This window comes from Undibacterium sp. Di27W (assembly GCF_049340345.1).
Lineage (GTDB): Bacteria > Pseudomonadota > Gammaproteobacteria > Burkholderiales > Burkholderiaceae_D > Undibacterium.
This window is the reverse complement of record NZ_JBMPOS010000013.1, coordinates 64,104-85,363: the sequence shown is the minus strand read 5'-3', so window position 1 is coordinate 85,363 and position 21,260 is coordinate 64,104. Positions and strand designations below refer to the sequence as shown.

General features: G+C 49.6%; 25 protein-coding genes. 13 read left to right on the top strand and 12 right to left on the bottom strand.

Going from position 1 to position 21,260, the window contains the following annotated elements; all coding sequences use genetic code 11:
• Positions 1–35: 35 nt before the first annotated feature.
• Positions 36–1,010 carry a cytochrome D1 domain-containing protein gene (locus ACO0LF_RS23460; protein WP_423018415.1) on the bottom strand — a complete coding sequence of 325 codons (975 nt, stop codon included), beginning with the start codon at positions 1,008–1,010 and terminating at the stop codon, positions 36–38.
• Between the two features lie 393 nt (positions 1,011–1,403).
• On the opposite strand from ACO0LF_RS23460, the gene ACO0LF_RS23455 reads away from it, so the two are divergent.
• Genes ACO0LF_RS23455 through ACO0LF_RS23445 form a run of 3 tightly spaced genes read left to right on the top strand, consistent with a single transcriptional unit; the run spans position 1,404 to position 2,830 of the window.
• Positions 1,404–1,760 carry an FKBP-type peptidyl-prolyl cis-trans isomerase gene (locus ACO0LF_RS23455; RefSeq protein ID WP_423018413.1) on the top strand — a complete coding sequence of 119 codons (357 nt, stop codon included), beginning with the start codon at positions 1,404–1,406 and terminating at the stop codon, positions 1,758–1,760.
• Positions 1,757–2,212, top strand: coding sequence for a hypothetical protein (locus tag ACO0LF_RS23450; protein ID WP_423018411.1), 456 nt, complete (start codon positions 1,757–1,759; stop codon positions 2,210–2,212). The genes ACO0LF_RS23455 and ACO0LF_RS23450 overlap by 4 nt, the downstream gene beginning before the upstream one ends.
• Positions 2,213–2,233: 21 nt before the next feature.
• Positions 2,234–2,830, top strand: coding sequence for a DUF4410 domain-containing protein (locus tag ACO0LF_RS23445; RefSeq protein ID WP_423018409.1), 597 nt, complete (start codon positions 2,234–2,236; stop codon positions 2,828–2,830).
• A 146-nt stretch (positions 2,831–2,976) separates the two neighbouring features.
• Here ACO0LF_RS23445 and orn read toward each other — a convergent pair whose 3' ends face one another.
• Positions 2,977–3,573 (bottom strand): oligoribonuclease, encoded by a 597-nt coding sequence (gene orn, locus ACO0LF_RS23440; RefSeq protein ID WP_423018407.1) that lies wholly within the window; start codon positions 3,571–3,573, stop codon positions 2,977–2,979.
• A 42-nt stretch (positions 3,574–3,615) separates the two neighbouring features.
• Here orn and ACO0LF_RS23435 point away from each other — a divergent pair, with 42 nt between their 5' ends.
• From ACO0LF_RS23435 to ACO0LF_RS23415, 5 genes are all read left to right on the top strand, one after another.
• Entirely contained in the window at positions 3,616–4,875 is a 1,260-nt protein-coding gene (locus ACO0LF_RS23435) for a M48 family metallopeptidase (RefSeq protein WP_423018405.1), read from the top strand.
• A gap of 7 nt (positions 4,876–4,882) precedes the next feature.
• The gene (locus ACO0LF_RS23430) at positions 4,883–5,236 is read left to right on the top strand and encodes a 4a-hydroxytetrahydrobiopterin dehydratase (RefSeq protein ID WP_423003608.1); all 354 of its coding nucleotides are present in this window, start codon (positions 4,883–4,885) and stop codon (positions 5,234–5,236) included.
• The gene (gene rsgA / locus ACO0LF_RS23425) at positions 5,236–6,141 is read left to right on the top strand and encodes a ribosome small subunit-dependent GTPase A (RefSeq protein ID WP_423018403.1); all 906 of its coding nucleotides are present in this window, start codon (positions 5,236–5,238) and stop codon (positions 6,139–6,141) included. Before ACO0LF_RS23430 ends, rsgA begins: the two co-directional genes overlap by 1 nt.
• 89 nt (positions 6,142–6,230) lie before the next feature.
• Positions 6,231–6,713 (top strand): hypothetical protein, encoded by a 483-nt coding sequence (locus tag ACO0LF_RS23420; protein ID WP_423018401.1) that lies wholly within the window; start codon positions 6,231–6,233, stop codon positions 6,711–6,713.
• A 40-nt stretch (positions 6,714–6,753) separates the two neighbouring features.
• Positions 6,754–7,389 (top strand): SMI1/KNR4 family protein, encoded by a 636-nt coding sequence (locus ACO0LF_RS23415; protein WP_423018399.1) that lies wholly within the window; start codon positions 6,754–6,756, stop codon positions 7,387–7,389.
• Between the two features lie 16 nt (positions 7,390–7,405).
• Here the strand turns inward: ACO0LF_RS23415 and ACO0LF_RS23410 are convergent, their stop codons facing one another.
• From ACO0LF_RS23410 to ACO0LF_RS23385, 6 genes are all read right to left on the bottom strand, one after another.
• Entirely contained in the window at positions 7,406–8,149 is a 744-nt protein-coding gene (locus ACO0LF_RS23410; RefSeq protein WP_423018397.1) for a Sir2 family NAD-dependent protein deacetylase, read from the bottom strand.
• Between the two features lie 107 nt (positions 8,150–8,256).
• On the bottom strand, positions 8,257–8,730 hold the full coding sequence (locus ACO0LF_RS23405) for a 2'-5' RNA ligase family protein (protein ID WP_423018395.1): 474 nt from the start codon (positions 8,728–8,730) through the stop codon (positions 8,257–8,259).
• Positions 8,731–8,782: 52 nt separating this feature from the next.
• Positions 8,783–9,919, bottom strand: a complete 1,137-nt coding sequence (locus ACO0LF_RS23400; RefSeq protein WP_423018393.1) for an alginate O-acetyltransferase AlgX-related protein — start codon at positions 9,917–9,919, stop codon at positions 8,783–8,785.
• A 9-nt stretch (positions 9,920–9,928) separates the two neighbouring features.
• On the bottom strand, positions 9,929–11,326 hold the full coding sequence (locus ACO0LF_RS23395; RefSeq protein ID WP_423018391.1) for an MBOAT family O-acyltransferase: 1,398 nt from the start codon (positions 11,324–11,326) through the stop codon (positions 9,929–9,931).
• 20 nt (positions 11,327–11,346) lie between these two features.
• A complete protein-coding gene (locus tag ACO0LF_RS23390) occupies positions 11,347–12,003 on the bottom strand; it encodes an alginate O-acetyltransferase AlgF (RefSeq protein ID WP_423018389.1) in 657 nt (218 codons plus the stop codon).
• A gap of 19 nt (positions 12,004–12,022) precedes the next feature.
• The gene (locus tag ACO0LF_RS23385; protein WP_423018387.1) at positions 12,023–12,682 is read right to left on the bottom strand and encodes an SGNH/GDSL hydrolase family protein; all 660 of its coding nucleotides are present in this window, start codon (positions 12,680–12,682) and stop codon (positions 12,023–12,025) included.
• A 519-nt stretch (positions 12,683–13,201) separates the two neighbouring features.
• Between ACO0LF_RS23385 and argF the strand changes: the two genes are divergently transcribed.
• The 3 genes from argF to ACO0LF_RS23370 all read left to right on the top strand — a co-directional run bounded on the left by argF (position 13,202) and on the right by ACO0LF_RS23370 (position 16,045).
• Positions 13,202–14,116 carry an ornithine carbamoyltransferase gene (argF, locus tag ACO0LF_RS23380; RefSeq protein ID WP_423018385.1) on the top strand — a complete coding sequence of 305 codons (915 nt, stop codon included), beginning with the start codon at positions 13,202–13,204 and terminating at the stop codon, positions 14,114–14,116.
• Between the two features lie 300 nt (positions 14,117–14,416).
• A complete protein-coding gene (locus tag ACO0LF_RS23375) occupies positions 14,417–15,649 on the top strand; it encodes an argininosuccinate synthase (RefSeq protein WP_110257440.1) in 1,233 nt (410 codons plus the stop codon).
• 81 nt (positions 15,650–15,730) lie between these two features.
• The gene (locus ACO0LF_RS23370; protein ID WP_186954131.1) at positions 15,731–16,045 is read left to right on the top strand and encodes a pyrimidine/purine nucleoside phosphorylase; all 315 of its coding nucleotides are present in this window, start codon (positions 15,731–15,733) and stop codon (positions 16,043–16,045) included.
• Positions 16,046–16,116: 71 nt separating this feature from the next.
• Here the strand turns inward: ACO0LF_RS23370 and ACO0LF_RS23365 are convergent, their stop codons facing one another.
• A complete protein-coding gene (locus ACO0LF_RS23365; RefSeq protein ID WP_423018383.1) occupies positions 16,117–17,124 on the bottom strand; it encodes a helix-turn-helix transcriptional regulator in 1,008 nt (335 codons plus the stop codon).
• A 111-nt stretch (positions 17,125–17,235) separates the two neighbouring features.
• Between ACO0LF_RS23365 and ACO0LF_RS23360 the strand changes: the two genes are divergently transcribed.
• The gene (locus tag ACO0LF_RS23360; protein ID WP_423018381.1) at positions 17,236–17,829 is read left to right on the top strand and encodes a hypothetical protein; all 594 of its coding nucleotides are present in this window, start codon (positions 17,236–17,238) and stop codon (positions 17,827–17,829) included.
• A gap of 101 nt (positions 17,830–17,930) precedes the next feature.
• On the opposite strand, the gene ACO0LF_RS23355 is transcribed toward ACO0LF_RS23360, so the two are convergent.
• Both ACO0LF_RS23355 and ACO0LF_RS23350 read right to left on the bottom strand, forming a co-directional pair.
• On the bottom strand, positions 17,931–18,683 hold the full coding sequence (locus ACO0LF_RS23355; RefSeq protein WP_423018379.1) for a substrate-binding periplasmic protein: 753 nt from the start codon (positions 18,681–18,683) through the stop codon (positions 17,931–17,933).
• A gap of 200 nt (positions 18,684–18,883) precedes the next feature.
• The gene (locus ACO0LF_RS23350) at positions 18,884–19,042 is read right to left on the bottom strand and encodes a DUF3096 domain-containing protein (protein ID WP_423018377.1); all 159 of its coding nucleotides are present in this window, start codon (positions 19,040–19,042) and stop codon (positions 18,884–18,886) included.
• Between the two features lie 230 nt (positions 19,043–19,272).
• On the opposite strand from ACO0LF_RS23350, the gene ACO0LF_RS23345 reads away from it, so the two are divergent.
• The gene (locus tag ACO0LF_RS23345; RefSeq protein ID WP_423018375.1) at positions 19,273–19,896 is read left to right on the top strand and encodes a glycoside hydrolase family 25 protein; all 624 of its coding nucleotides are present in this window, start codon (positions 19,273–19,275) and stop codon (positions 19,894–19,896) included.
• A 265-nt stretch (positions 19,897–20,161) separates the two neighbouring features.
• On the opposite strand, the gene ACO0LF_RS23340 is transcribed toward ACO0LF_RS23345, so the two are convergent.
• Positions 20,162–21,142, bottom strand: a complete 981-nt coding sequence (locus ACO0LF_RS23340; protein ID WP_423018373.1) for a helix-turn-helix transcriptional regulator — start codon at positions 21,140–21,142, stop codon at positions 20,162–20,164.
• Between the last annotated feature and the right edge of the window lie 118 nt (positions 21,143–21,260).

Genomic DNA, 21,260 nt, shown 5'->3' with positions numbered 1-21,260 from the left:
TGGCCCATCTGGCCATATGCACAGGTCGCAACAATTTACATATTGCCAGCACGGTTGGCAAAGTACACACCATGCGGGGAGCGGCCTACCGGTATCATTTTGATGACTTTGCGGGAAGGAATATCAATGACGGCCACTTTTTTGATCCAGCGCAGCGTAGCCCACAGGGTTTTGCCATCTTCACTGACTTCCATGCAATCAGGCCCTCCAGGTACAGCGATGCTGCCTACCATTTCCAGGGTTTGCTGATCCAGGATATTGATTTCATTGGAGGTGCGATTAGAAACAAAGGTATGACGCTTGTCACCCAGGGCTCGGAAATTATGCGTACCCTCGCCCGCCTTGATCTTTTTCACGGTTTTTTGGGTGCGCCAGTCTATGACTTCCACATAATTGCTGCCCATGATACCAACCAGCAAGTATTTATCATCAGGTGTCATGGATATACCTGCTGGCAGCTTGCCGACAGGGATAGTCCATTTGACTTTTTGGGTGGCCAGATCAATCGCAGAAACCTGGTCACTACCTTGCTGGGTAATAAACACCGTGGTACTGGCCGCATCAAAAGCCATGTGACTAGGTAACTTGGCCAGTGGCACACGTTGTACCAGCTTCATTTCCTGACCATCAAATTTATAGAAATCAACACGATCCAGGCGCAGTGAGTTTGAGACAAACCATTTTTGGTCTGGTGAAAAGCCGATTTGATAAGGGTCTGCAATGTCTTTCACGCGACGCTGGATCTGGCCGCTCTTGGGATCAAGAAATACCAGCTCGTTACCCACCGCATTGGCGACGATCAGGGACTTATTGTCGGGCGTGGCCATCAAATGATGAGGCTCCTTGCCGACAGGAAAGGTACTGATTTCTTTATAGCTGGTCTGATCAAGCAGGCTCACGGTTGCATCGCGCGAGTTCAATACCACAACGACATTGGCCTGGGCAGCATACGCTGAAAAACCGGAAATGAAAGAAAACGCCAAAGACGACAACAAAATACGACTACGCATGAAAGAAGACCGCAAAAAATAAATCGAACTGGCATTTTACAGCGCATGACAATAAGGAAAGAGCTTTCCTTCAATTGTTTTTCAGCTTTTTTACTTAATTTGTTCAAAATCAAGTCAAGTCGTGTTGCTCTTAGAGCAAGAAAGTAAAGTGTACTGTCCCAAGTCTTTTCTTTTGCTCTACAATTGCGCCAGCTTTTTTCGATGTAATGCAAAAAATCATGGAAGAACGGTGATTTTCACTCTGTTATTGATAGCCTGAAAATTACTAAAAAGCAATAAATTATAGGATATCCGGCGATTGTCGCTTTGGACTGCATCTACCAGCCCAAGCGCGCAAACAACAGGCCGGAATTGAATAAACAGCGTTATAAAACGCAAAACCAAGGAAAAATAATGAGCACAATCACAACAGTAAGCGGCCTGCAATACGAAGATAAAGTAGTTGGCGAAGGCGCAGAAGCACAAGCCGGCAACCACGTCGATGTGCACTACACTGGCTGGTTGCAAAATCCTGACGGTAGCGCAGGCAAGAAGTTTGATTCCAGCAAAGACCGTGGTCAGCCATTTTCTTTCCCATTGGGCGCTGGTCATGTGATCAAGGGCTGGGATGAAGGCGTACAAGGCATGAAAGTCGGCGGCACCCGCCTGCTGACTATCCCTTCCAGCCTGGGTTATGGCCCGCGCGGTGCTGGTGGCGTTATTCCTGGCAATGCAACACTGATATTTGAAGTTGAATTGCTGGGTGTTTGATACGCAATCGCGATTATCAATCCAACCATGTTACACGCAGCGTCAATTACTTAAGTACCTGGCGCTGTCAATCTAAATACCTGTTTTACAATCTTAAGCGCGAGCTGGATCAGGTTCATATTCTTGCTATTGCCGCACTCCCGCTGACGCTTGCTACAGTCGTTTATTGTTTGCGCTCCTCATTCAACATTCCCGGCCTGAAATCCTTTCCCATAAGACAACACTGCATTTGTTTGCAAGCTGGCAATGACAGGATTTTCTTTTCGATAGATAAAACTGCCGCAGCATCACGCCTGTCGAATGCACGCTTAGTGCGTTTTTTTCGACGTAGTAAACTCTTTGCCATTTTTGTGCAAACACTGCCTGAGCTAAGCTCAATGATTTTTATCCCGCCTAAACAGCTTAAAAATCCCGCCTTTATGCAAATTAATTATTTTTTAAACATCTTGTAAAGATAAGTGCTTTCTAGTCTAATGACGGGCCGTAATTTTGCGGCCAATATAACTATTAAAGCATTAAAGCTATTAAAGCTATTAAAGGAAAAATTCATGTTCGCTCGTCTCATCGCTACAAGTTTGATTGCATTTGCACTGGTTGGTTGCTCGTCAGGCGTCAAGCACGCAGATATCGGCAATAAACAATATCTCTCGACTCGCCCGGCTAAATCCATTTCTATTTCTTTGTCAGCAGATGCGAAGAAACAAGTTAGCGACAATTTAAAATTTGATCAAAATGCTTTGGTTGACAATGTAAAACGGGCGATGTCTTCACAAAACCTGTTGAGTGAAAACAATCCAGAAGCGAGCAATACGGTTGAGATTTTAGTAAAAGATTTTCGTGTACGCTCTGCTTTCACAGCCATCATGTTTGGCTTTATGGCTGGCAATGACCACATCGTCGGTGACGTTATCCTGAAAGATGCCACAGGCAAGGAAATCAATCGCTTCGAAATCAGCGCCTCTTACGCGCTGGGCGGCCTTGCTGGCGGCCAGGATGGAATGCGCCTGAGCTGGCTGTATGAAAAATTTGCTGAATTGACAGTAGAACATCTGGGTGGTAAAAAGATGTAATCAGATGTAGTTTAACGACGTTAAGTTAGCCATCTAATTGCTCACTTAATTATATGTTAAATAAGAAAAATGCTCCCTTTCGCTTCATAGCAAGGGAGCATTTTCTATTGCTTGGCAAAGCTTTAAGAACACTATCTCAAACAGATTTATTCCTTAATAAAATGCTCACGATAGTATTTCAATTCCTCTATCGATTCCAGAATGTCTGCCAGGGCAGTATGTTTCTGATGCTTTTTAAAGCCTGAGGCCAGTTCTGGCTTCCAGCGGCGGCAAAGTTCTTTCAAGGTCGACACATCCAGATTGCGGTAATGGAAGAAAGCCTCCAGCTTGGGCATGCCACGCGCCATGAAACGGCGGTCCTGGCATATGGTATTGCCGCACATAGGCGATTTACCTGCAGGTACATAGGGCTTCAGGAAAGCGATCAGGGCTGCTTCAGCATCCGCTTCCGTCACGGTAGAGGCTTTGACCTTGTCGATCAGGCCAGAGCGGCCATGCGTGCCCTTGTTCCAGTTATCCATCTTGTCCAGGGTTTCATCGGATTGGTGAATTGCAAATACCGGGCCTTCTGCCAGCACATTCAATTGTGAATCTGTTACCACCACGGCCACCTCAATGATACGATCTGTATCCGGGTCCAGGCCTGTCATTTCCATATCCAGCCAGATCAGGTTCAACTCATTTGGACGGGCTGGCGTGGCAGGATTTGCAGTGTTTGTTTGAATGTCGGTCGCTTGTGACATAATTCTTCCTTGGCTATTACTTATCGAATGTCACATTTTCCCATGATTTCATCCGTTTTTTCGGTTTTATTCGTTTCCTTCCTGCTATTGAGCCTGATTATTCAGTTCTGGCTGGCCTCTCGCCATATCCGTCATATCCTGCAGCACCGTGCAGCCGTTCCTGCGCAATTCGCAGAAAAAATAGGTCTGGCTTCCCATCAAAAGGCGGCGGATTACACGATTGCCAAAACCAAGCTGGGCATGATCATGTTGCTACTGAATGCCGCCGTCCTGGTTGGCTTCACCCTGTTTGGTGGTTTGCAATGGCTATCTGTGCACCTGGTAAAGCTTACTGGGCCTGGGATGTGGTATCAGATCTGCCTGCTGGTGGCATTTACCATCATTAGCAGCGTGATCGAATTCCCCTTTACCTATTACTCACAATTCGTGCTGGAAGAAAAATTTGGCTTTAACAAAATGACACTGGGCCTGTTTTTCACTGACATGATCAAGAATACCTTGATAGGCGCAGTGCTGGGCCTGCCCCTGATCTGGGTGATACTGACCCTGATGGAAAAGGCAGGCAGCTTGTGGTGGCTGTATGCCTGGGCATTCTTCATCGTTTTCCAGATGTTGATCATGTTGATTTTCCCGGTCGTGATCGCCCCCTTGTTCAACAAGTTCTGGCCGCTGGACAATGAAGAAGTACGTGAACGTATAGAAAACCTGAGCAAACGCGTCAGCTTTGCCTTGAAAGGCATCTTTGTCATGGATGGCTCAAAACGCTCCGGTCATGGCAATGCCTACTTCTCCGGCTTTGGCGGTGCCAAGCGCATCGTATTTTATGACACCTTGCTGGAACGCCTGGCACCCAATGAGATTGAAGCCGTACTGGCGCATGAGCTGGGTCACTTTAAACTCAAACACATCATCAAACGCATGGTCGTCATGTTTGCCTTGTCGCTGGTTTTCATGGCCATGCTGGGCTTTTTTAAAGAGCAAATCTGGTTCTACACTGGCCTGGGCGTAGACCCTATGTTGCTGGCGCAAAATGATGCGATGGCGATGATTTTGTTCATGCTGGTCTTGCCGGTGTTTACTTTCCTGTTTTCACCACTGAGTGCGATCACTTCACGCAAACACGAATTCGAAGCCGATGCCTTTGCCGCCAAACATACCAATGCCAATGACCTGGTCACAGCCCTGGTCAAGATGTATGACGACAATTCATCTACCCTGACGCCTGATCCCCTGCATTCGGCGTTTTATGACTCACACCCCTCAGCATCGGTGCGCATCAACCACCTGCTGGCTGCACAATAACGGAGATATCATGATTAAATCCACAGACTTGCTGGCGAAAAAATCCCAGCACACAGAAACCGGCCTCGATGACGCCAGCCTGCCAGCTTACTTTGCTGCCACTCCAGAATGGGCACAAGATGGCCCGCGCATCGTCAGGACTTTCCAGTTCAAGAATTACTACGAAACCCTGGCCTTCATCAATGCGATTGCCTATGTGATCCATGCAGAAGACCATCACCCGGAACTGGTAGTCACCTACAACCGCTGCGTCATCAAATTTGATACGCATACCGTCAATGATGGCAAGGGTGGGATTTCAGAAAATGACTTTATCTGCGCTGCCAAGATAGATGCGATTTTTCAGCAGAGTTTTTCCTGATGGCGCGTTCACAGGCTTTAGTCATTGCCGCCCATGGCCGCCATTACCTGGTGCAGGCCGAGATCGACGGCGAGCAAGTCAAGCTCCATTGCGTCACCCGTGGCAAGAAAAGCGATGTCTCGGTAGGCGACATCGTTGAATACGCCCTGACATCCAAAAACCAGGGTGTGATAGAAGCCATCACCACGCGCAAGACTTTACTGTATCGCTCTGACCAGTATAAATCCAAGATGCTGGCAGCAAACCTGACGCAATTGCTGATCGTCGTTGCGACAGAACCCAGCTTTACCGATGACCTGGTATCACGCGCCCTGGTGGCGGCAGAATCCGCCGGCATCAAACCACATCTGATCTTGAACAAGGTCGACGTCACTACCTCCCTGCCCAAGGCCAGGGAACGCGTAGGCCTGTATGCCAAGCTTGGCTATCCAGTACATGAAGTATCTGTCAGAACAGACCCAGAAGGCACGCGCCAGCTCATGCACAATTTGATGCAGGGGCAAAGCACCATCCTCATCGGCCAGTCTGGCATGGGCAAGTCTTCGCTCATCAATTTGCTGATCCCGGATGCGGAAATCGCCACCCGTGAAATCTCGGCGGCGCTGGACACCGGTAAGCATACGACCACCTTCACCCGCCTGTATCACATGGATGCCAACTCCTATGTAATCGACTCGCCAGGCTTCCAGGAATTTGGTCTTCATCACTTGAGCGAAGGCATGCTGGAACGCGCCTTCCCAGAATTTTTGCCACACCTGGGTAAATGCAAATTCTATAATTGTCACCACCATACCGAACCTGGATGCGCAATCCTGGCAGCAGTCAAGGATGGAGAAATTTCGACCATGCGGCATGATATGTTTGAACAACTGGTGCATGAATCCAAGCAAACCATAGGTTACTAAAGCATATGCGACTTTTCATATCCGGGCTCATCTGCCTGTTATCTTGCTTGTCGGCTGCACCGTCATTCGCCCAGACAGCCGCAGCCCCTTTGAGTTTGGAAGAACTGTGCAAACAGACTTTATGCCGCACACCAGACGTCAAGCTTTACCTTGACCCCACGCATCAATTTGAGGCCAAGGCCGGTAATGCTGTACCTCTATTAATGAATAACAGTCTGATTTCAGTTTTTCCTGGAGAGACTGTCTTCATAGAAGCAAGCATAATCGACGGCGCAATCAAGCTGGAACAGGCAGTCAGCACCAATGAACACCCTGAGCGCACGCTGGTTTTTACCTTCACGCAAATGGAAAAACAAAAAGACATGCTGCTGGAAGTAAGCAATCCTTTTCCCGAAGATATCAAATTTAAGATGGGATACATGCAAACTGACTCCAACAAGATTTTTGCCACATCCAGTTGCCCTGTGCGCGGCAAACTGAAAATTTTTGAACATTGGCCCTATCCCATCTATCAATTGCTAATCACTCAGGCAAAAGTATTGAGTCAGTCTGACAAGAGAGTGTGTAATTAAACCAGACCTGAGCACCATGCCACGCCAAACAGGAAACACCATGCAAGATGATTTATCGACTGATCACTGGCCACCTCCAGGCTGCCCCGATTTATGCTGGCCAGAACAACTCTCTTCAGAGAGCCGACCAGCATGGTATCGTGCTGTCATTACCGCCTACGCCGCATTATGGGAAGGGCATGTTAGCCAGGCGCGTTTCGCACCAGTGAGTGAAGCTGAACTTCTCGATCTGGAGACGCGTTTGTCTTGCTCGCTACCACCTGCGTTGAAGGCCTACCATCGTGAATTTGGTGCATTGTCGCTGGCAGAAAAATTATGCAGTGTCAGCCCTGACGGCGATACCACTATCCAGCCTTTGCTCCAAGCATACCCCGGCATAGTTGACATGCTGGAGCACGAAGATGCGCAAGTGCTGGAGCTGTTTGAAGACATGATAGTCTTTGGTGACTACCTGGGCAACGGCAATATGTTTTGCTTTCTTCGTGGGAGCAACGAAGTCTTTTATTTTGACCACGATGATGGCAGCATGCTCAGCCCCTTCTTCACCTCAGTGGAAGAATACCTGGATGCACTGATGATACGCTGCCTGGCAGAAATACATGAGAATGAAGAAGCCGGTCTAGACCTGCTGGCCCAGCGCCACGGCACTGAGCTTGTGAGGAAATGGCTGTATTAATTACAGCCCATTCTCGTCAGGAAACGTGCGTATATGAATCAGGATACCGCCCCCCATTTTGGCGCTCGGTCAACCAGCCCTGGCATAAGAATGGAACAATACTGCTCGCCTTGCCACGCATGAACCTGAAGCCATAAGGCAACTTGTCCATTGCCAGCGCAACCAGTATTTTCTCTGCCCTGCCCCTCGCGGCCTTGACCAATGAGGCCGCGGGAAAAACAGTCAATGAGGTGCCGACCACGAGAACCTTGGCAGCGGTTGCGATATGCCTTCTGGATTCTTCTAGATATTCAACATCTTCACCGAACCAGACTATGTCCGGGCGTAGTTGCGTACCGTCTTCACAGAATTGCCCCAATTGTATAGGCGCCGCATCAATACGATAACGCCTGCGCGCTTCAGAAGTGCCGCGTGCGTGATTCAACTGCCCATGTACATGAATGACGTTTGAAGAACCTGCTCTTTCATGCAGATCATCAATATTCTGGGTGATTACAACAACTTCATAAGCCGATTCAAGTTCAGCAAGAGCAAGATGTGCGGCATTGGCTTGTGCCTCGGCTGCCTGCAACCTGCGTTCATTATAAAATTCCAGCACGACTTCGGGATGGGCGCGCCAACCGCTCGGACTGGCCACAGCTTCCCAGGAATAGTTATGCCACAGGCCATTTGCATCGCGAAAAGTAGGGATACCGCTCTCAGCACTAATCCCTGAGCCTAACAAAACGACGATTTTATTTGTTTGTATTTCTGCTTTCATAAGCAATGTTGGCGCGCTGAAGGGAGTTTCCCGTGGAAATCCAACGCCACGGTATCAAGTGAAAGTTCAGCATATCATATGTCGAAAAAAATGCCGCCGGAGCTAACTCATGCACCAACACTAAATTCATAAGTTTCCAGAACTCGCCAGGGATCATTGCCGCTTTGTTCTATCAGACAAATGCTGGGAAAAACAAGCGGCAAAGGTGCCGGCAGGCTGCTTGTAACTTCCAGGGAATTACCGGGAGCCTTGGGGTTTCCGGGATGAGCCAGAGTCAGGTGCGGGCGCTGTGCCCTGATGTTTTTTGAGTCCAGCACAAACTCGCGCAGATGAAGAAATGCATCCTCTCCTGCTATGCAATGCATGATCAGGCCGTGCTCGTAAAATATTTCTGCAGGAGCAAAACTCAGGGATATGGCAGGCAGGTGCAAGTTTTGCAGCCTGCTCCTGACCGCAGGTAAATCCCACAGTTCATCTTCGCGGCATAAAGTTATATGTGCCGGGATAAGACTGCTTTGCACAGGATCGACTACGCGCCGCACTTGTTCCAACTCTATCGCGGCTTGTACAGGTACAAACATGCTCAACTGCTGACGTGAATTTAGCATGGCCCAAATCCCAAGCAAATCAGGATTATGACTTAAAAGTCTCCAACCATTTTTTTTCTGATGCAGTCAGTGTTTTTTGCAGCATGCGCTCTGGCACTTCCCATACCACGACTTTAGGTGGCTGAGACTTGAATTCTTTGCTGTTCAGATAAGCGTAAGCTGCGCCATCAAAATCCCCGCCATCCTTGGCCAGGTTGGCAACCGGGGCACCGAGATGCTGGCTCAGGAAAGGGACAAAATTTGCTGCGCGACTAAAGGATGTACCAACCAGGGCAACGGTCGGCAAGCCTGCATCGCCAAACAAATCATCACTGGCGACTGCTACCGGTGCGACCTTGCTGACCTGGGTTACTTCTGTTGCCGGGCGCATCCATGCTGGCAGGCCTTCAAGATTGGAGACGCGCATGAGGTCGCCAGAACGCTCGGTCGTATTACTTTGTATGGCTTTGGGGTCAGGTGCAGTTGCTGGCTTATCGACGAGCTTCAAAGATTGCAGGCGGTCTGCCAGGGTTGTCGCTGCAAGGTTGGCGCCACGCTCATTCCAGTGCGAATCACTGCGGTAATAACGCTCGCCTGTCATGGCTGACAGCGCCGGTGCAAAGTTCAGCACTTCGACCTTGTTAGTTGCCAGCGTGCTGACCCAGTCATTTAAACGATTGGCAAATGCTGCGGGACGATGCAAACCGCACAGATGATCTTCTTCTATGCGAGTTTTGTCGGGCACGACGGCAACCACCAGTTTGATGCCGCGCATTTGCAGGTCAGCGGCGGTCTGGGTAATGATCCTGGCCCTGGCTGCTGCATTCTCTGCTGCATGCGCATAAGGGGTCAGCTCATCTGATAAAAACAACCAACCATCGCAGCCACGACGTACAGACGCGCCCGTATCACCCGCGATTGTCCATGTCACGCCACGTTCAATTTTTGCGAATGGTTTGCTTAACAGGAAGTGTTCATTCAACTGGGTTGAAAACTGCCTCGTTGCTTCGCCATCCAGCAGACGGTGTATTTTGCCTATGCCTTCCCATTTTTCTTCTGGCACATCGCGCAAGGATGTCTGGGTAACAGCAAAGCCACCGAGCATGATGACGCCAAAGGCAGCAACAGGGATAAAGCGTGTCCAGCCAGCTTTTTTGGGATCAAAACTAAAACACTCACTCATGATGATCTCCTAAAACTGGAAATACAGGAAGGGAATTGCTTTTTGCCCGGCCAGAACCACGACAGCATAAGCAAAAGTCAGCACTGGCCAGGTCATGCTCCAGCCCGCAAAACCGAGGCCGCCCTGCTTGCCAATTTTGGTGGCAGGATAGACGACGCAGATCAGGCCAAGCACAAAGGTCAGGATGATGCTGGGACGCAGCGCCTGGGCAATAGCATCACCCATGGCAACACCGTGCATACCAAACTGACCAGCCCAGATATCCGTGGCAGTAGCAAAACTCTCAGAACGGAAAACTGTCCACGCCAGCATGACGACGAATAAGGTCAGGGTGCGCGACAAATAATTAGGCATGGACAAACCACGCTGGGTAAATGCACGGTCACAGCACAGCGCCGTGCCCTGGATAATGCCCCAGATCAGGTAATTCCAATTCTCGCCACCATGCCAGAGTCCACCTATTGCCATCGTCAGCAAGAGATTGATATAGGTGCGGGCTGGGCCACCGCGGTTACCGCCCAGGCTGATGTAGAGATAATCACGCAACCATGACGACAAGGTCATGTGCCAGCGCCGCCAGAAATCCTGTATCGATACCGCCAGATAGGGATTGTTGAAATTTTCCTGGAAGTCGAAACCCAGCATCAGGCCCAGGCCTATTGCCATGGCGCTGTAGCCCGCAAAATCAAAATACAGTTGCAGGGTGTAGGCGGCGCAGGCAGTCCAGGCATCGATCAAACTGGGATTATGCAAGCCAAATCCCAGGGTCACGATGGGTGACAAAGTGTCGGCAATCAGGACCTTCATCGAAAAGCCGACCATGAAGCGGCGCACACCAGCAGCGAACTTGTCGATGGAAAAAACCCGTTCACGCAATTCGGTGTCGATGACCTTGTATCGCACAATTGGGCCGGCGATCAGATGCGGGAACATCGCCATATAGGCGCTGAAAGAAATGATGCTGTACTGTGCATCCACCGTTTTGCGGCGCACATCAACAATATAAGAAATAGCATGCAAGACCGTGAAGGACAAGCCTATCGGCAGCATGAGGTTTTCCCACGGTATGGTGGGCATGTCGCGCCCGGTCAAAATGGTATTGAGCGAATACACCAGCATATTGGTGTATTTGTACCAGACCAGGGAAGACAGATTGAGTACGATAGCCAACGCCATCAAGCGGGTTTTGCTGCGCTCATCCTGGCTCTTGTCTATCAGTATTGCAGCACCCCATGCCAGCACCGTCAGGGCAATAATCAGCAATAAGAACTTGGGGGTCCACCAGGCATAGAACAGCCAGCTCCCCACCAAGAGGGTGTGATTACGAAAACGCTGGGGCGTGACGAGGTATAGGGCAAAAAATAAGGGAAGAAAGAGTGTCAGAAACTCCAGGGACGCAAATACCATGGCAAGGGCCCTTGCTCAGATCAGGAGGTAGTGTCGCGTACAAAGAAAGTCTGGCGACCTTTTTTGCCAGGCATGAGTATCACACTATAGCGCTCGCCCGGCTGCAACTGCCCCAGGTCGACTGCCTTGCCCACATCTTTGGTATCGCAAATTGCCTGTGTCTTCAGGCTGATGGGGTTGACCAGGCGGCGTTGCAGGCTGGCTGGTTTGACGGTATCAAGTATCGCAGTCTTCTTTTCTGCGACACTCAAGCTGGCGGCAACGCAGGAATTGTCCAGGTTTAATAAGGCGACCGAAGCTTTGCTGGCATTGAAATCAGTAGGCGTGTCCTTGACGACCACAGCCTCTATGCCACTGCCATTGCTGACAATGGCAATGGTCACAAATTCGCCCGGTTTCGCCACCACTTCCACTACCGCTTTTGCATTACCAACCTGGACATTGGCAGCCAGCTTGGCACCCGCCTTGACTGGATAAAAACGGGACACCCGACCATCCCCCTGGGCTGTCAATGCCACTTTGGCAGCACCATTGACGACACTAGCCTTATCTTCGCTTGCATTGAGAAACCTGACAAAGGATGAATCCTGAGCAGGTCCGGTTTCATACAAAGGATTGTCGGCATGCGCCGCCAACGTCAAGGCAGAAGTAAAACAGGCGAGGATAAGCTTTTTCATGGATGGTCAGAGTCAGTATTTATTTTTTGATGTTTTGCAAAACTGCTGGTGAAGAGATGGCATTGCCTATCGCTGCACCCCAGGCTTTGTAACCCGCCAAATCAAAATGCTGGCCATCGGACGATGCCCATTCACCTGGTTTGGACAAGGTCAGTGAATCGACATAAGTGCAAGGGGCGACGATCTCGGACAAATAACCGGACATTTCCTTGGCGCGTGCAAAAGTCTTGTTGAACTTACCACCCTCAGTACCCCAGGCAGGGCCAACCCACACGCAGTTCACGGCATTATTTTTAATACCCTTGGTCAGGCGCGAGACTTGTTGCCAGATCCAGGTCTTGGGCAATTCAGGGGCCGCATAAGAAGCCATGGTGTCACCATTGACGACGACAACCAGATTTGGTTTATATGTTTTTACCAGTTCATTAAAAGGTCGTGTCATGGCATCCTGGCCGGTCTTTACTTCTACCGGGCCATCCTTGATACGCACGGCACCACCGCAAGGGGATTGGCTTTTCACCATCCAGTCACCTGCAGCGACACCGCAAGCACCAAAGGAATACACCACAGCACCTTTGCTCATCAAGTCGTCATGCAAGGTGGTGATGAGATAATCCTGGGTGGACATATGGCTATCGCCAATAATCAGGACGGTCAGTCCGGCTAACAGTGCGCTCATAGTTTGTTTGCTTTTAAATATACATTTAAAAAATATTCGCCGTTTGCAGGCCTGCTCACTTGAGAGGCATAGGGCGAACTCTGGAAATTTAGTATTGCATTTATTTACATTTCATTGCATTTGCTTACAATTCAACTGGAATTGCGCCCGAACTCGGGACTGACTACAAATATTTATGCAAATACAGCAATAAAATCTAGTTTAAACAAACCAGTTTGAAATTCCAGCTAGTTGACGAAAGTTCACAAATACATTTTTTAAAGCAATTAATTTAAGCAGGGAAACTGCAAGTACTCTTTACATGTAATTTGAACTAGTCTGGCGCGGGAATCTGTTTTTAATGCTAAGCTTGAGCAAGCTGAAGATTAAGCGGCTGACTAGCTTATTTTTCAGGCAAGCTCCAAGTAATATGGATCAAACTTGCCCGTTCCCGGAATTTAATATGGGCAGCCCTGATTAATCCCTTATAATTAAGCAGTTATGACAAGCGGCGGCATGTAAATGCTGCCCGTTTTATTTATGGCTATCAAACATTTCCTGCAGTTCTCTGATTTCACCTTGTCCGAGTTTGAATACGTGATGCAGCGTGCCCGCATCATCAAGCAACGTTTCAAGGCTTATCAAACCTACCACCCTTTGCTGGATAGAACCCTGGTGATGGTGTTCGAAAAAAATTCCACCCGTACCCGCCTGTCATTTGAAGCGGGCATGCATCAACTGGGGGGGGCTGCGATTTACCTGAATACCCGCGACAGCCAGCTAGGCCGTGGTGAACCGGTAGAAGATGCGGGCCAGGTCATGTCGCGCATGTGCGATATCATCATGATCCGCACTTTTGAGCAGGAAATGATAGAGCGCTTTGCCGCTAACTCGCGCGTGCCCGTCATCAATGGCTTGACGAATCAACATCATCCCTGCCAGGTACTGGCCGATGTGTTTACCTATGTAGAACACCGTGGTTCCATCACCGGTAAAAAGGTGGCGTGGATAGGGGATGCCAATAATATGCTGTACTCGTGGTTGCAGGCAGCTCAGGTATTTAATTTCCATTTGCATATCTCAACGCCTAAAGGCTATGACATGGATATGGCGCAGGTGACGGCAGACAAATCGCAATACACCGTCTTTGACAGCCCATCCGACGCATGCGCAGGTGTTGACCTCGTCAATACCGATGTCTGGACCAGCATGGGTTATGAAGATGAAAACCAGGCACGTTTGAAGGCTTTTGATGGCTGGATAGTCGATGAAGCCAAGATGGCCCGCGCCCATCCTGACGCCCTGTTCATGCACTGCCTGCCCGCGCATCGCGGCGAAGAAGTGTCTGCCGGTGTCATCGATGGTCCGCAGTCAGTAGTCTGGGACGAAGCCGAAAACCGCCTGCACGTGCAAAAAGCCTTGCTGGAATATTTAGTGGTTGGCGAGATTCGCTGATACGGTTATTTTTTGGAAAGACCTCTCAACACAGAGGCACAGAGACACAGAGGAAAAACCGGAGAAAATCTTGTTGAAAAGCGTTTACTCTTTAATCAGTTAAACCTCTGAGTATGAATTGTTGTCTCTGCTAAATCGTATTTGTATTGGAAAGGTAAGATCAAATAAACCTCTGTCATCGAAACAAAGAAGCAGGTAAATGAATGATGTGCTCTCTCATGATTTTCTCTGTGCCTCTGTGTCTCTGTGGTGAGCTTTTAGGTCTTCAGTATAAAGTTAGTTTATTTTTGAAAGCACATCATGAGCGATACTAAAAAAGTCGTCCTCGCCTATTCTGGCGGTCTGGATACCTCTGTCATTTTGAAATGGCTGCAAGATAATTATCAGTGCGAAATCGTCACTTTCACCGCCGATCTGGGCCAGGGTGAAGAGCTGGAGCCAGCACGTGCCAAGGCCATCAAGTTTGGCATCAAGCCTGAAAATATTTTTATCGATGATGTGCGTGAAGAGTTCGTGCGCGACTTCGTCTTCCCTATGTTCCGCGCCAATACGGTGTATGAAGGTGAATACCTGCTGGGTACATCCATCGCCCGCCCCCTGATCGCCAAGCGCCTCATCGAAATCGCCAAGGAAACTGGTGCTGACACCATTTCCCACGGTGCGACAGGCAAAGGTAATGACCAGGTACGTTTCGAATTGGGCGCCTATGCGCTGATGCCAGGCATCAAGATCATCGCTCCATGGCGTGAATGGGATTTGCTGTCCCGTGAAAAACTGATGAAATATGCTGAAGATGCAGGCATAGAAATCGACCAGAAGCATAAAAACGGTGGCGCGCCCTACTCCATGGATGCCAACCTTTTGCATATCAGTTTTGAAGGCCGTCACCTGGAAAACCCTAGTGCCGAAGCCGAAGAATCGATGTGGCGCTGGACAGTCAGCCCTGAAGCTGCACCAGACCAGCCAGAATACCTGGATGTAGAATTTGAGCGCGGTGACATTGTTGCCCTGAATGGCGTACGCATGTCACCAGCAACCGTGCTGACAGAATTGAACCGCCTGGGTGGCAAGCACGGCATAGGCCGTCTGGATCTGGTGGAAAACCGTTATGTCGGCATGAAATCGCGTGGCTGCTATGAAACGCCGGGTGGCACCATCATGTTGCGTGCCCATCGTGCGATAGAATCCATCACCCTGGACCGTGAAGTCGCCCATCTGAAAGATGACCTGATGCCACGTTACGCCAGCCTGATTTATAACGGCTACTGGTGGGCACCAGAACGCGTCGCGCTGCAAACCCTGATTGATCATACTCAACACACAGTCAATGGCTGGGTGCGCCTGAAGCTGTACAAGGGCAATGTCATCACGGTATCGCGCGATTCCAAAACCGATTCGCTGTTCGACATGAACATCGCGACCTTTGATGAAGATGGCGGCGCCTACAACCAGGCCGACGCTGGCGGCTTCATCAAGCTGAATGCATTGCGCATGCGTATTGCAGCCAATGCCCGTGCAAAACGCGGTCAGTAACGCTTCAATAAAACCTGAATAACTACACCATCCCGACCCGCCCATTGATTTGCGCGGGTCGTTTTTTCTTGGAATTTAAAAATGTCTACCCAATTCGATCAAGTCAGCGTCGTCAAGAAAGCCAATCTGTTTTTTGATGGCAAATGCGTTTCCCATACTGTATTGTTTGCCGATGGCAGCAAAAAAACCGTGGGCATCATCTTCCCTTCCAGCCTGGTTTTTAATACCGGCGTCGCAGAAATCATGGAACTGAATGCAGGCAAATGCCGCGTGCGCATCAATGATGAAGCTGAATGGTCCACTTATGAAGGCGGCCAGCAATTCAATGTGCCTGCGAATGCAAAATTCGAGATTGAAACACTGGAGACTCTCGATTATGTCTGCCATTTTGCCTGATTCGCTATGAAAGCCTGATGGGCTGCAGAATTATCTGCGGTTCATCATTACCGTGCAAGCTAAAACCCAAGCTAATCCTGAGCACCAGTCTGCTCTTGCAATTGATAGCATTGCCAGGCAAGTTCACGCAGGCGCTGGCGCAATGCTGGTGGTGCAAGCACTTCAAGTTCTGGCCCTATTCCCAATAACATTTGCGCCGCATGCTCTATGGTTTCTATAGGCAGGGTGATGGTTTGCCATACGCTATCCTGGGCGGTAGTCTTAGCATCCCGCTGCGCCTCGACTGCCTGCGCTGCAAAGGCACCCAGTTTGCTTATCCTGTCCAGACCTGTAGTCGACACGCGCAAATGTGCCGTATTTGATCTGAGTTCTTTTTCAAATCTCGCTGTTGCTTCATTCCAAAAATCCGGCAAATCAAAATCATCAGGTCTGTCGAAGTGCTCTTCCAGCACTTGCATGTCATTGATGTGCACGACTTTGAAAATGCGTAATTTTTTAGAGCTGCTGGCTCGACTCTGGCTATTTGCCACCAGATACCATGCACCTGCCTTGAGCACCAGGCCCAGAGGTTCCATTTGCCATTGCCGCAAGCCAGACCAGCTTTCATAACTGGTTTTCAATTTCTGCTGCGCCAGTACGGCGCGGGCAATGCGCGGTAACTCTATAGTACTTGGCTCATTGCGATACCAGTCATTGGTATCCAGATGAAAACAATCAGCGATGCGGCGCGAACCTTCGCGCAAGCTGGGAGGCAACGATGCCATGAGCTTGCGGCTGGCGCGGGTTGCAGCATTGCCCAAGCCCAGCGCAATAGCAGGCCCTGGCAAACCTATCATGAACAAGGCTTCGGCCTCGTCGTTTTCCAGGCCGGTAAACTGGCTGCGATAACCTGCCATCAATTGAAAACCGCCATGTGGCCCACGGTCGCTTTGTACCGGGATACCGGCTGCACTGAGTTCATCAATGTCACGGTAGATAGTGCGCACCGAGACCTCAAATTCAGCAGCCAGCGTCTCGGCCGCCACCCTGCCACGCAATTGCAGCAAGATCATGATGGAAAGCAAACGGCTGGCACGCATAAATGACTACTCCGAAATAATTCCTGACATTCTTTGTCAAGAATTGCAGCCTATCATGGCCAAGCTTTTCAGAACAAGCTCAATTCACAAGCTCAATCAAGGAGACATACCATGAGTGCAACAAGCCACGATCCACAAAGAAGAGTCTTGCTGCAAACCGCAGCCGGTATCGCCGTCAGCCAATTAGCCGCCAATGCAGCGGCAGCCACAACCGAAAGCACAAAACCCATGGACAAGAAACAGCACAATGGCAAGCCTGGCGAATTCGATTTCCTCAGCGGCTCATGGAAAATCAGTCACCGTCGTCTGAAAAACCCAGCCACCAGGGAATGGGATGTATTTGAAGGGGAAGCCACTTGCTGGAGCATACTAGGCGGGGTCGTCAGTGTTGAAGAACTGCGCATACCGGCGCGCAATTTCAGCGGCATGGGCTTGCGCACGCTGGATGTGGAAAACCGGCAATGGTCAGACTTCTGGGTCAATGGGCGCAATGGCGTGCTCGCACCACCGGGTGTCATCGGCGGTTTTGAGAATGGCATTGGTGTATTTATTTCAGATGAAGAGGATGAAGGCAAGCCCATCAAGGTGCGCGGCATCTGGGACAATATCTCTGCCACGACTTGCCGCTGGCAACAGGCGGTTTCCCGTGATGATGGCAAAACCTGGGAAGACAACTGGATCATGGATTGGGCGAGAACGAGCTGACCCTCATGAGCTGATTACTTGGCATCAGATAGCTAGCTGCGGCAGGCTCGCAAAGCCTGCCCCTCAGATTGCGCGGCCCTGTAGCAATAATATTTACGTCACTATCTGTTTTGCAAAAACCTGATCAGCTCGGGGGAGTTTTCCAGCTGATATTTAATCAGTAAATCCCGGTACTGCCCCTTTGTCAGAAATTTCCTGAATTCCTGATCGAAGCTATCACGCAGTGAAGTCATTTTTTTGGATTTAGCAAATGCCAGGTAACTGGGAACGACATCAACGGCGACGGGTAATTGCACAATTTTATCCGCCCAATCCTTATTCCTGGGTAGCTTGAGCAAATGAGAGGCAGAGTAATAATTACTGGGGAACAAATCTATCCGTCCTATCAGCAATTTTTTCATGCTTTGCTCAAGTTCGTAAGCTTCATCAAGCTTTAGCCTGGCACGCATATCGTCAAAACGTTGACCATAGCTGATCTTGCGCACTGTCCCTATGCGCAAATCTGCCAGGCTGGCTATATCCCCATTGAAAGCAATAGGGCTATCTTTTTTAGTATAAAAATAAACCACTTGTGGAACGATCGCTTCTGCACTGAAGTCGAGAAACTGCTCACGCTCCTGTGAATGGAAAATAGTGAAGATGCAGTCGCGCTCCCCAGTCCTGAGCATTTCCAGCGACCTGGCCCAGGGATAGATTTCAACTTCTATCGTATGCCCGAGGTTCTTGAAAACAGCACTGACGATATCCACCGCGAAGCCTTTGACACGGTTATCGCTATCTTTATAAATCAAGGGTGGGTAATCCAGCGATACGCAGCGATAAGTTCCTGCCTGTGCTAACGCGGGCAGGAACATACATAGCAGCATCGTTAGTCTATAAAATTGCTTCACCCACTCCTCCACTCAACTGCCACCAAGTGCAATGCGCTCAAGCGCAGACGCTAGTCAAAGTGTAGCACTTCCATAGCAGGCTGCGAGGCAAGCAGGAATGCACTTTGGCTCTCGCACAAGCATGCAGGACAAGCCCAGTTTCAGGTTTGCCCCTGGTTGAGTGCTTACAAGTGCAAACCTATACGTCCCAGGCCCAGGATACCAATAAGGCCGATAGCAATGAGATAAAGTGCGACGATGAAACTGACGAGCTTGGGTTTAATCAGGATGCAAATACCAGCAAGCAAAGCGAGGACGGGCATGAGAGTCAGGTGTATGTTCATGAATAGCAATGTGATGGTTAAGCAAATCGACAATGTATGGCTATTATTTCTGCCATGCAAGCCATATAGTTCCATATAGTCTCGCGATGTTCAAGCCTCACCAGCCTATGCACCTTGTTATTGATGATAGCAGGTGCAACGATCTTGTTTTTTGCATAATTTCATGCAATCCTGCTATCTTATTGATTTGCCGTTTCATCCAAAATTCAAGCTTAGCTAAGGAGAACAATATGGCGGGCAATACGACTGTACAAGGAATCGACGTATCTCATTATCAGGGGAGCGTGAATTGGGCTGCCGTCAAGAATGCTGGCATAGGCTTTGCCTTTGCCAAAGCCACTGATGGCAATACTTATGTCGACTCTCAATTCAAGACCAATTGGTCAGGTATCAAGGCGGCAGGCCTGTTGCGTGGTGCCTATCATTTTTATGAAAGCACGGATGATCCGGTAAGCCAGGCCAATAATTTCATCAAGGCTGTAGGCAGCCTGGCGGTGGGTGACTTGCCACCAGTCATCGATATCGAAGCCTATAAAGGCGACTTTGGCAGCGCAACCCTGGCCGCGAATGTACAGACCTGGCTCAATACGGTAGAGCAGGCGCTGGGGCGCACGCCCATGATTTACACTGGCCCCTCGTTCTGGAATCAATACATGAACAATAGCTTTGCCAGATACGCCTTGTGGATTGCACAATATGGTGTCGCACAACCCAAGTTGCCCAATGGCTGGAGTAAATGGACCTTCTGGCAAAACTCGGAGTCGGGCACAGTCGCAGGCGTGAGCGGGAGTGTTGATACTGATATTTTTGCAGGTTCCATGGCTGATTTATTGGCCTTGGCGAGTAGCAAGTAAATTGCATAGCAGTAGTGCGGGAAAGCGCACGTAGCGACCGTTTGTTTAACAACGCTTATGTTCATGTATTTGCCGGTACTGCCGGATGGCAGATGCTCAGGCAATCTGAGGCTACTACTGGAGAAAACCGCTATATCCAAGCGCGGATACGGTATTTTGACGATATCGTTTGTCCTCGTACCGATGTGCAGGGTGGACAGTCCGCAAGATAGCTCAGGCAAGCCAAGCAGCAGACGGCATGCTGATTCATGTTCCAGAGCCTCATTCAGCATTCGCTCAGGGTCTTCTTGTAAACCATCTGCATCTGCTCTATTGCTTCCATGATTTTTTGGCGCAATTCCGGCGGCTCCAGCACTTCTGCATCGCCACCAAAGCGTAGGATTTCTGCGCAAGCCATGGGCATGGAACCTACCGGTATCGTCGCCGCACACCAGCCCTCTGCATCAAGTTCACTGGATAAGCGCATTTCAGAATAGACATAGGGTGACAAGAACGCTTCTCGCCATTTCACGCCTCTGGGTGACAGACGTATGGTCGCAGTATTTTTATGCATATCCTGCTCCACTCTGGCTGTGGATTTACGCCAATATGCGGTCAGGTCAAAACTGCAGGGTCGCTGGAAATGCTGATCAAGTACAGCGATTTCCTGGATGCGCGATACCCTGTAAGTGCGCGGCATGTCGTCGACCTGCGCAACCAGATACCAGGAACCACCTTTCATGACCATGCCCAAGGGCTCGACCTCGCGCTCCTTGACTCCTTTCCAGCTCTGGTAACGTATATGTATGCGTTTCTGCTCCCAGACTGCGTCTGCCACCAGAGGTAGATACTGTGGTTGCTCAGACTGAGAAAACCAGGTAGGAGCATCGAGATAAAACCGTGAACGCATTTCCAGTGCGCCTTCGCGCAAAGAGGCAGGCATGGCAGACAATAATTTATTTTGCGCAGCCATCATGACCGAACCCAGCCCCATATCGGTAGCCGCACCTGCTAGTCCGCTCATGAACAGGGCTTCCGCTTCCTTGGCTGACAAGCCATTCAATTGTGTGCGGTAGCCATCCAGCAAGCGATAACCGCCACCAGACCCGCGCTCGCTATAGATAGGTATGCCTGCTTCGCTCATGGCATCGATATCACGATAGATAGTGCGCAGGTTGACGGCACATTCTTCCGCCAATTCTGGAGCTGTGGCAAAACCGCGGGCTTGCAGGATAGTCAGGATAGAAATGAGTCGGCTGGCACGCATGGCTTTATGAGGGTTTTCTGCTTTATTTTTTAAGATATGAATGAATAGTAAACCAACCTGACAAAAGATGTCAGGTATAGAGGCATATTCTTATATCAACGGCCCGGCAATTCCGCCA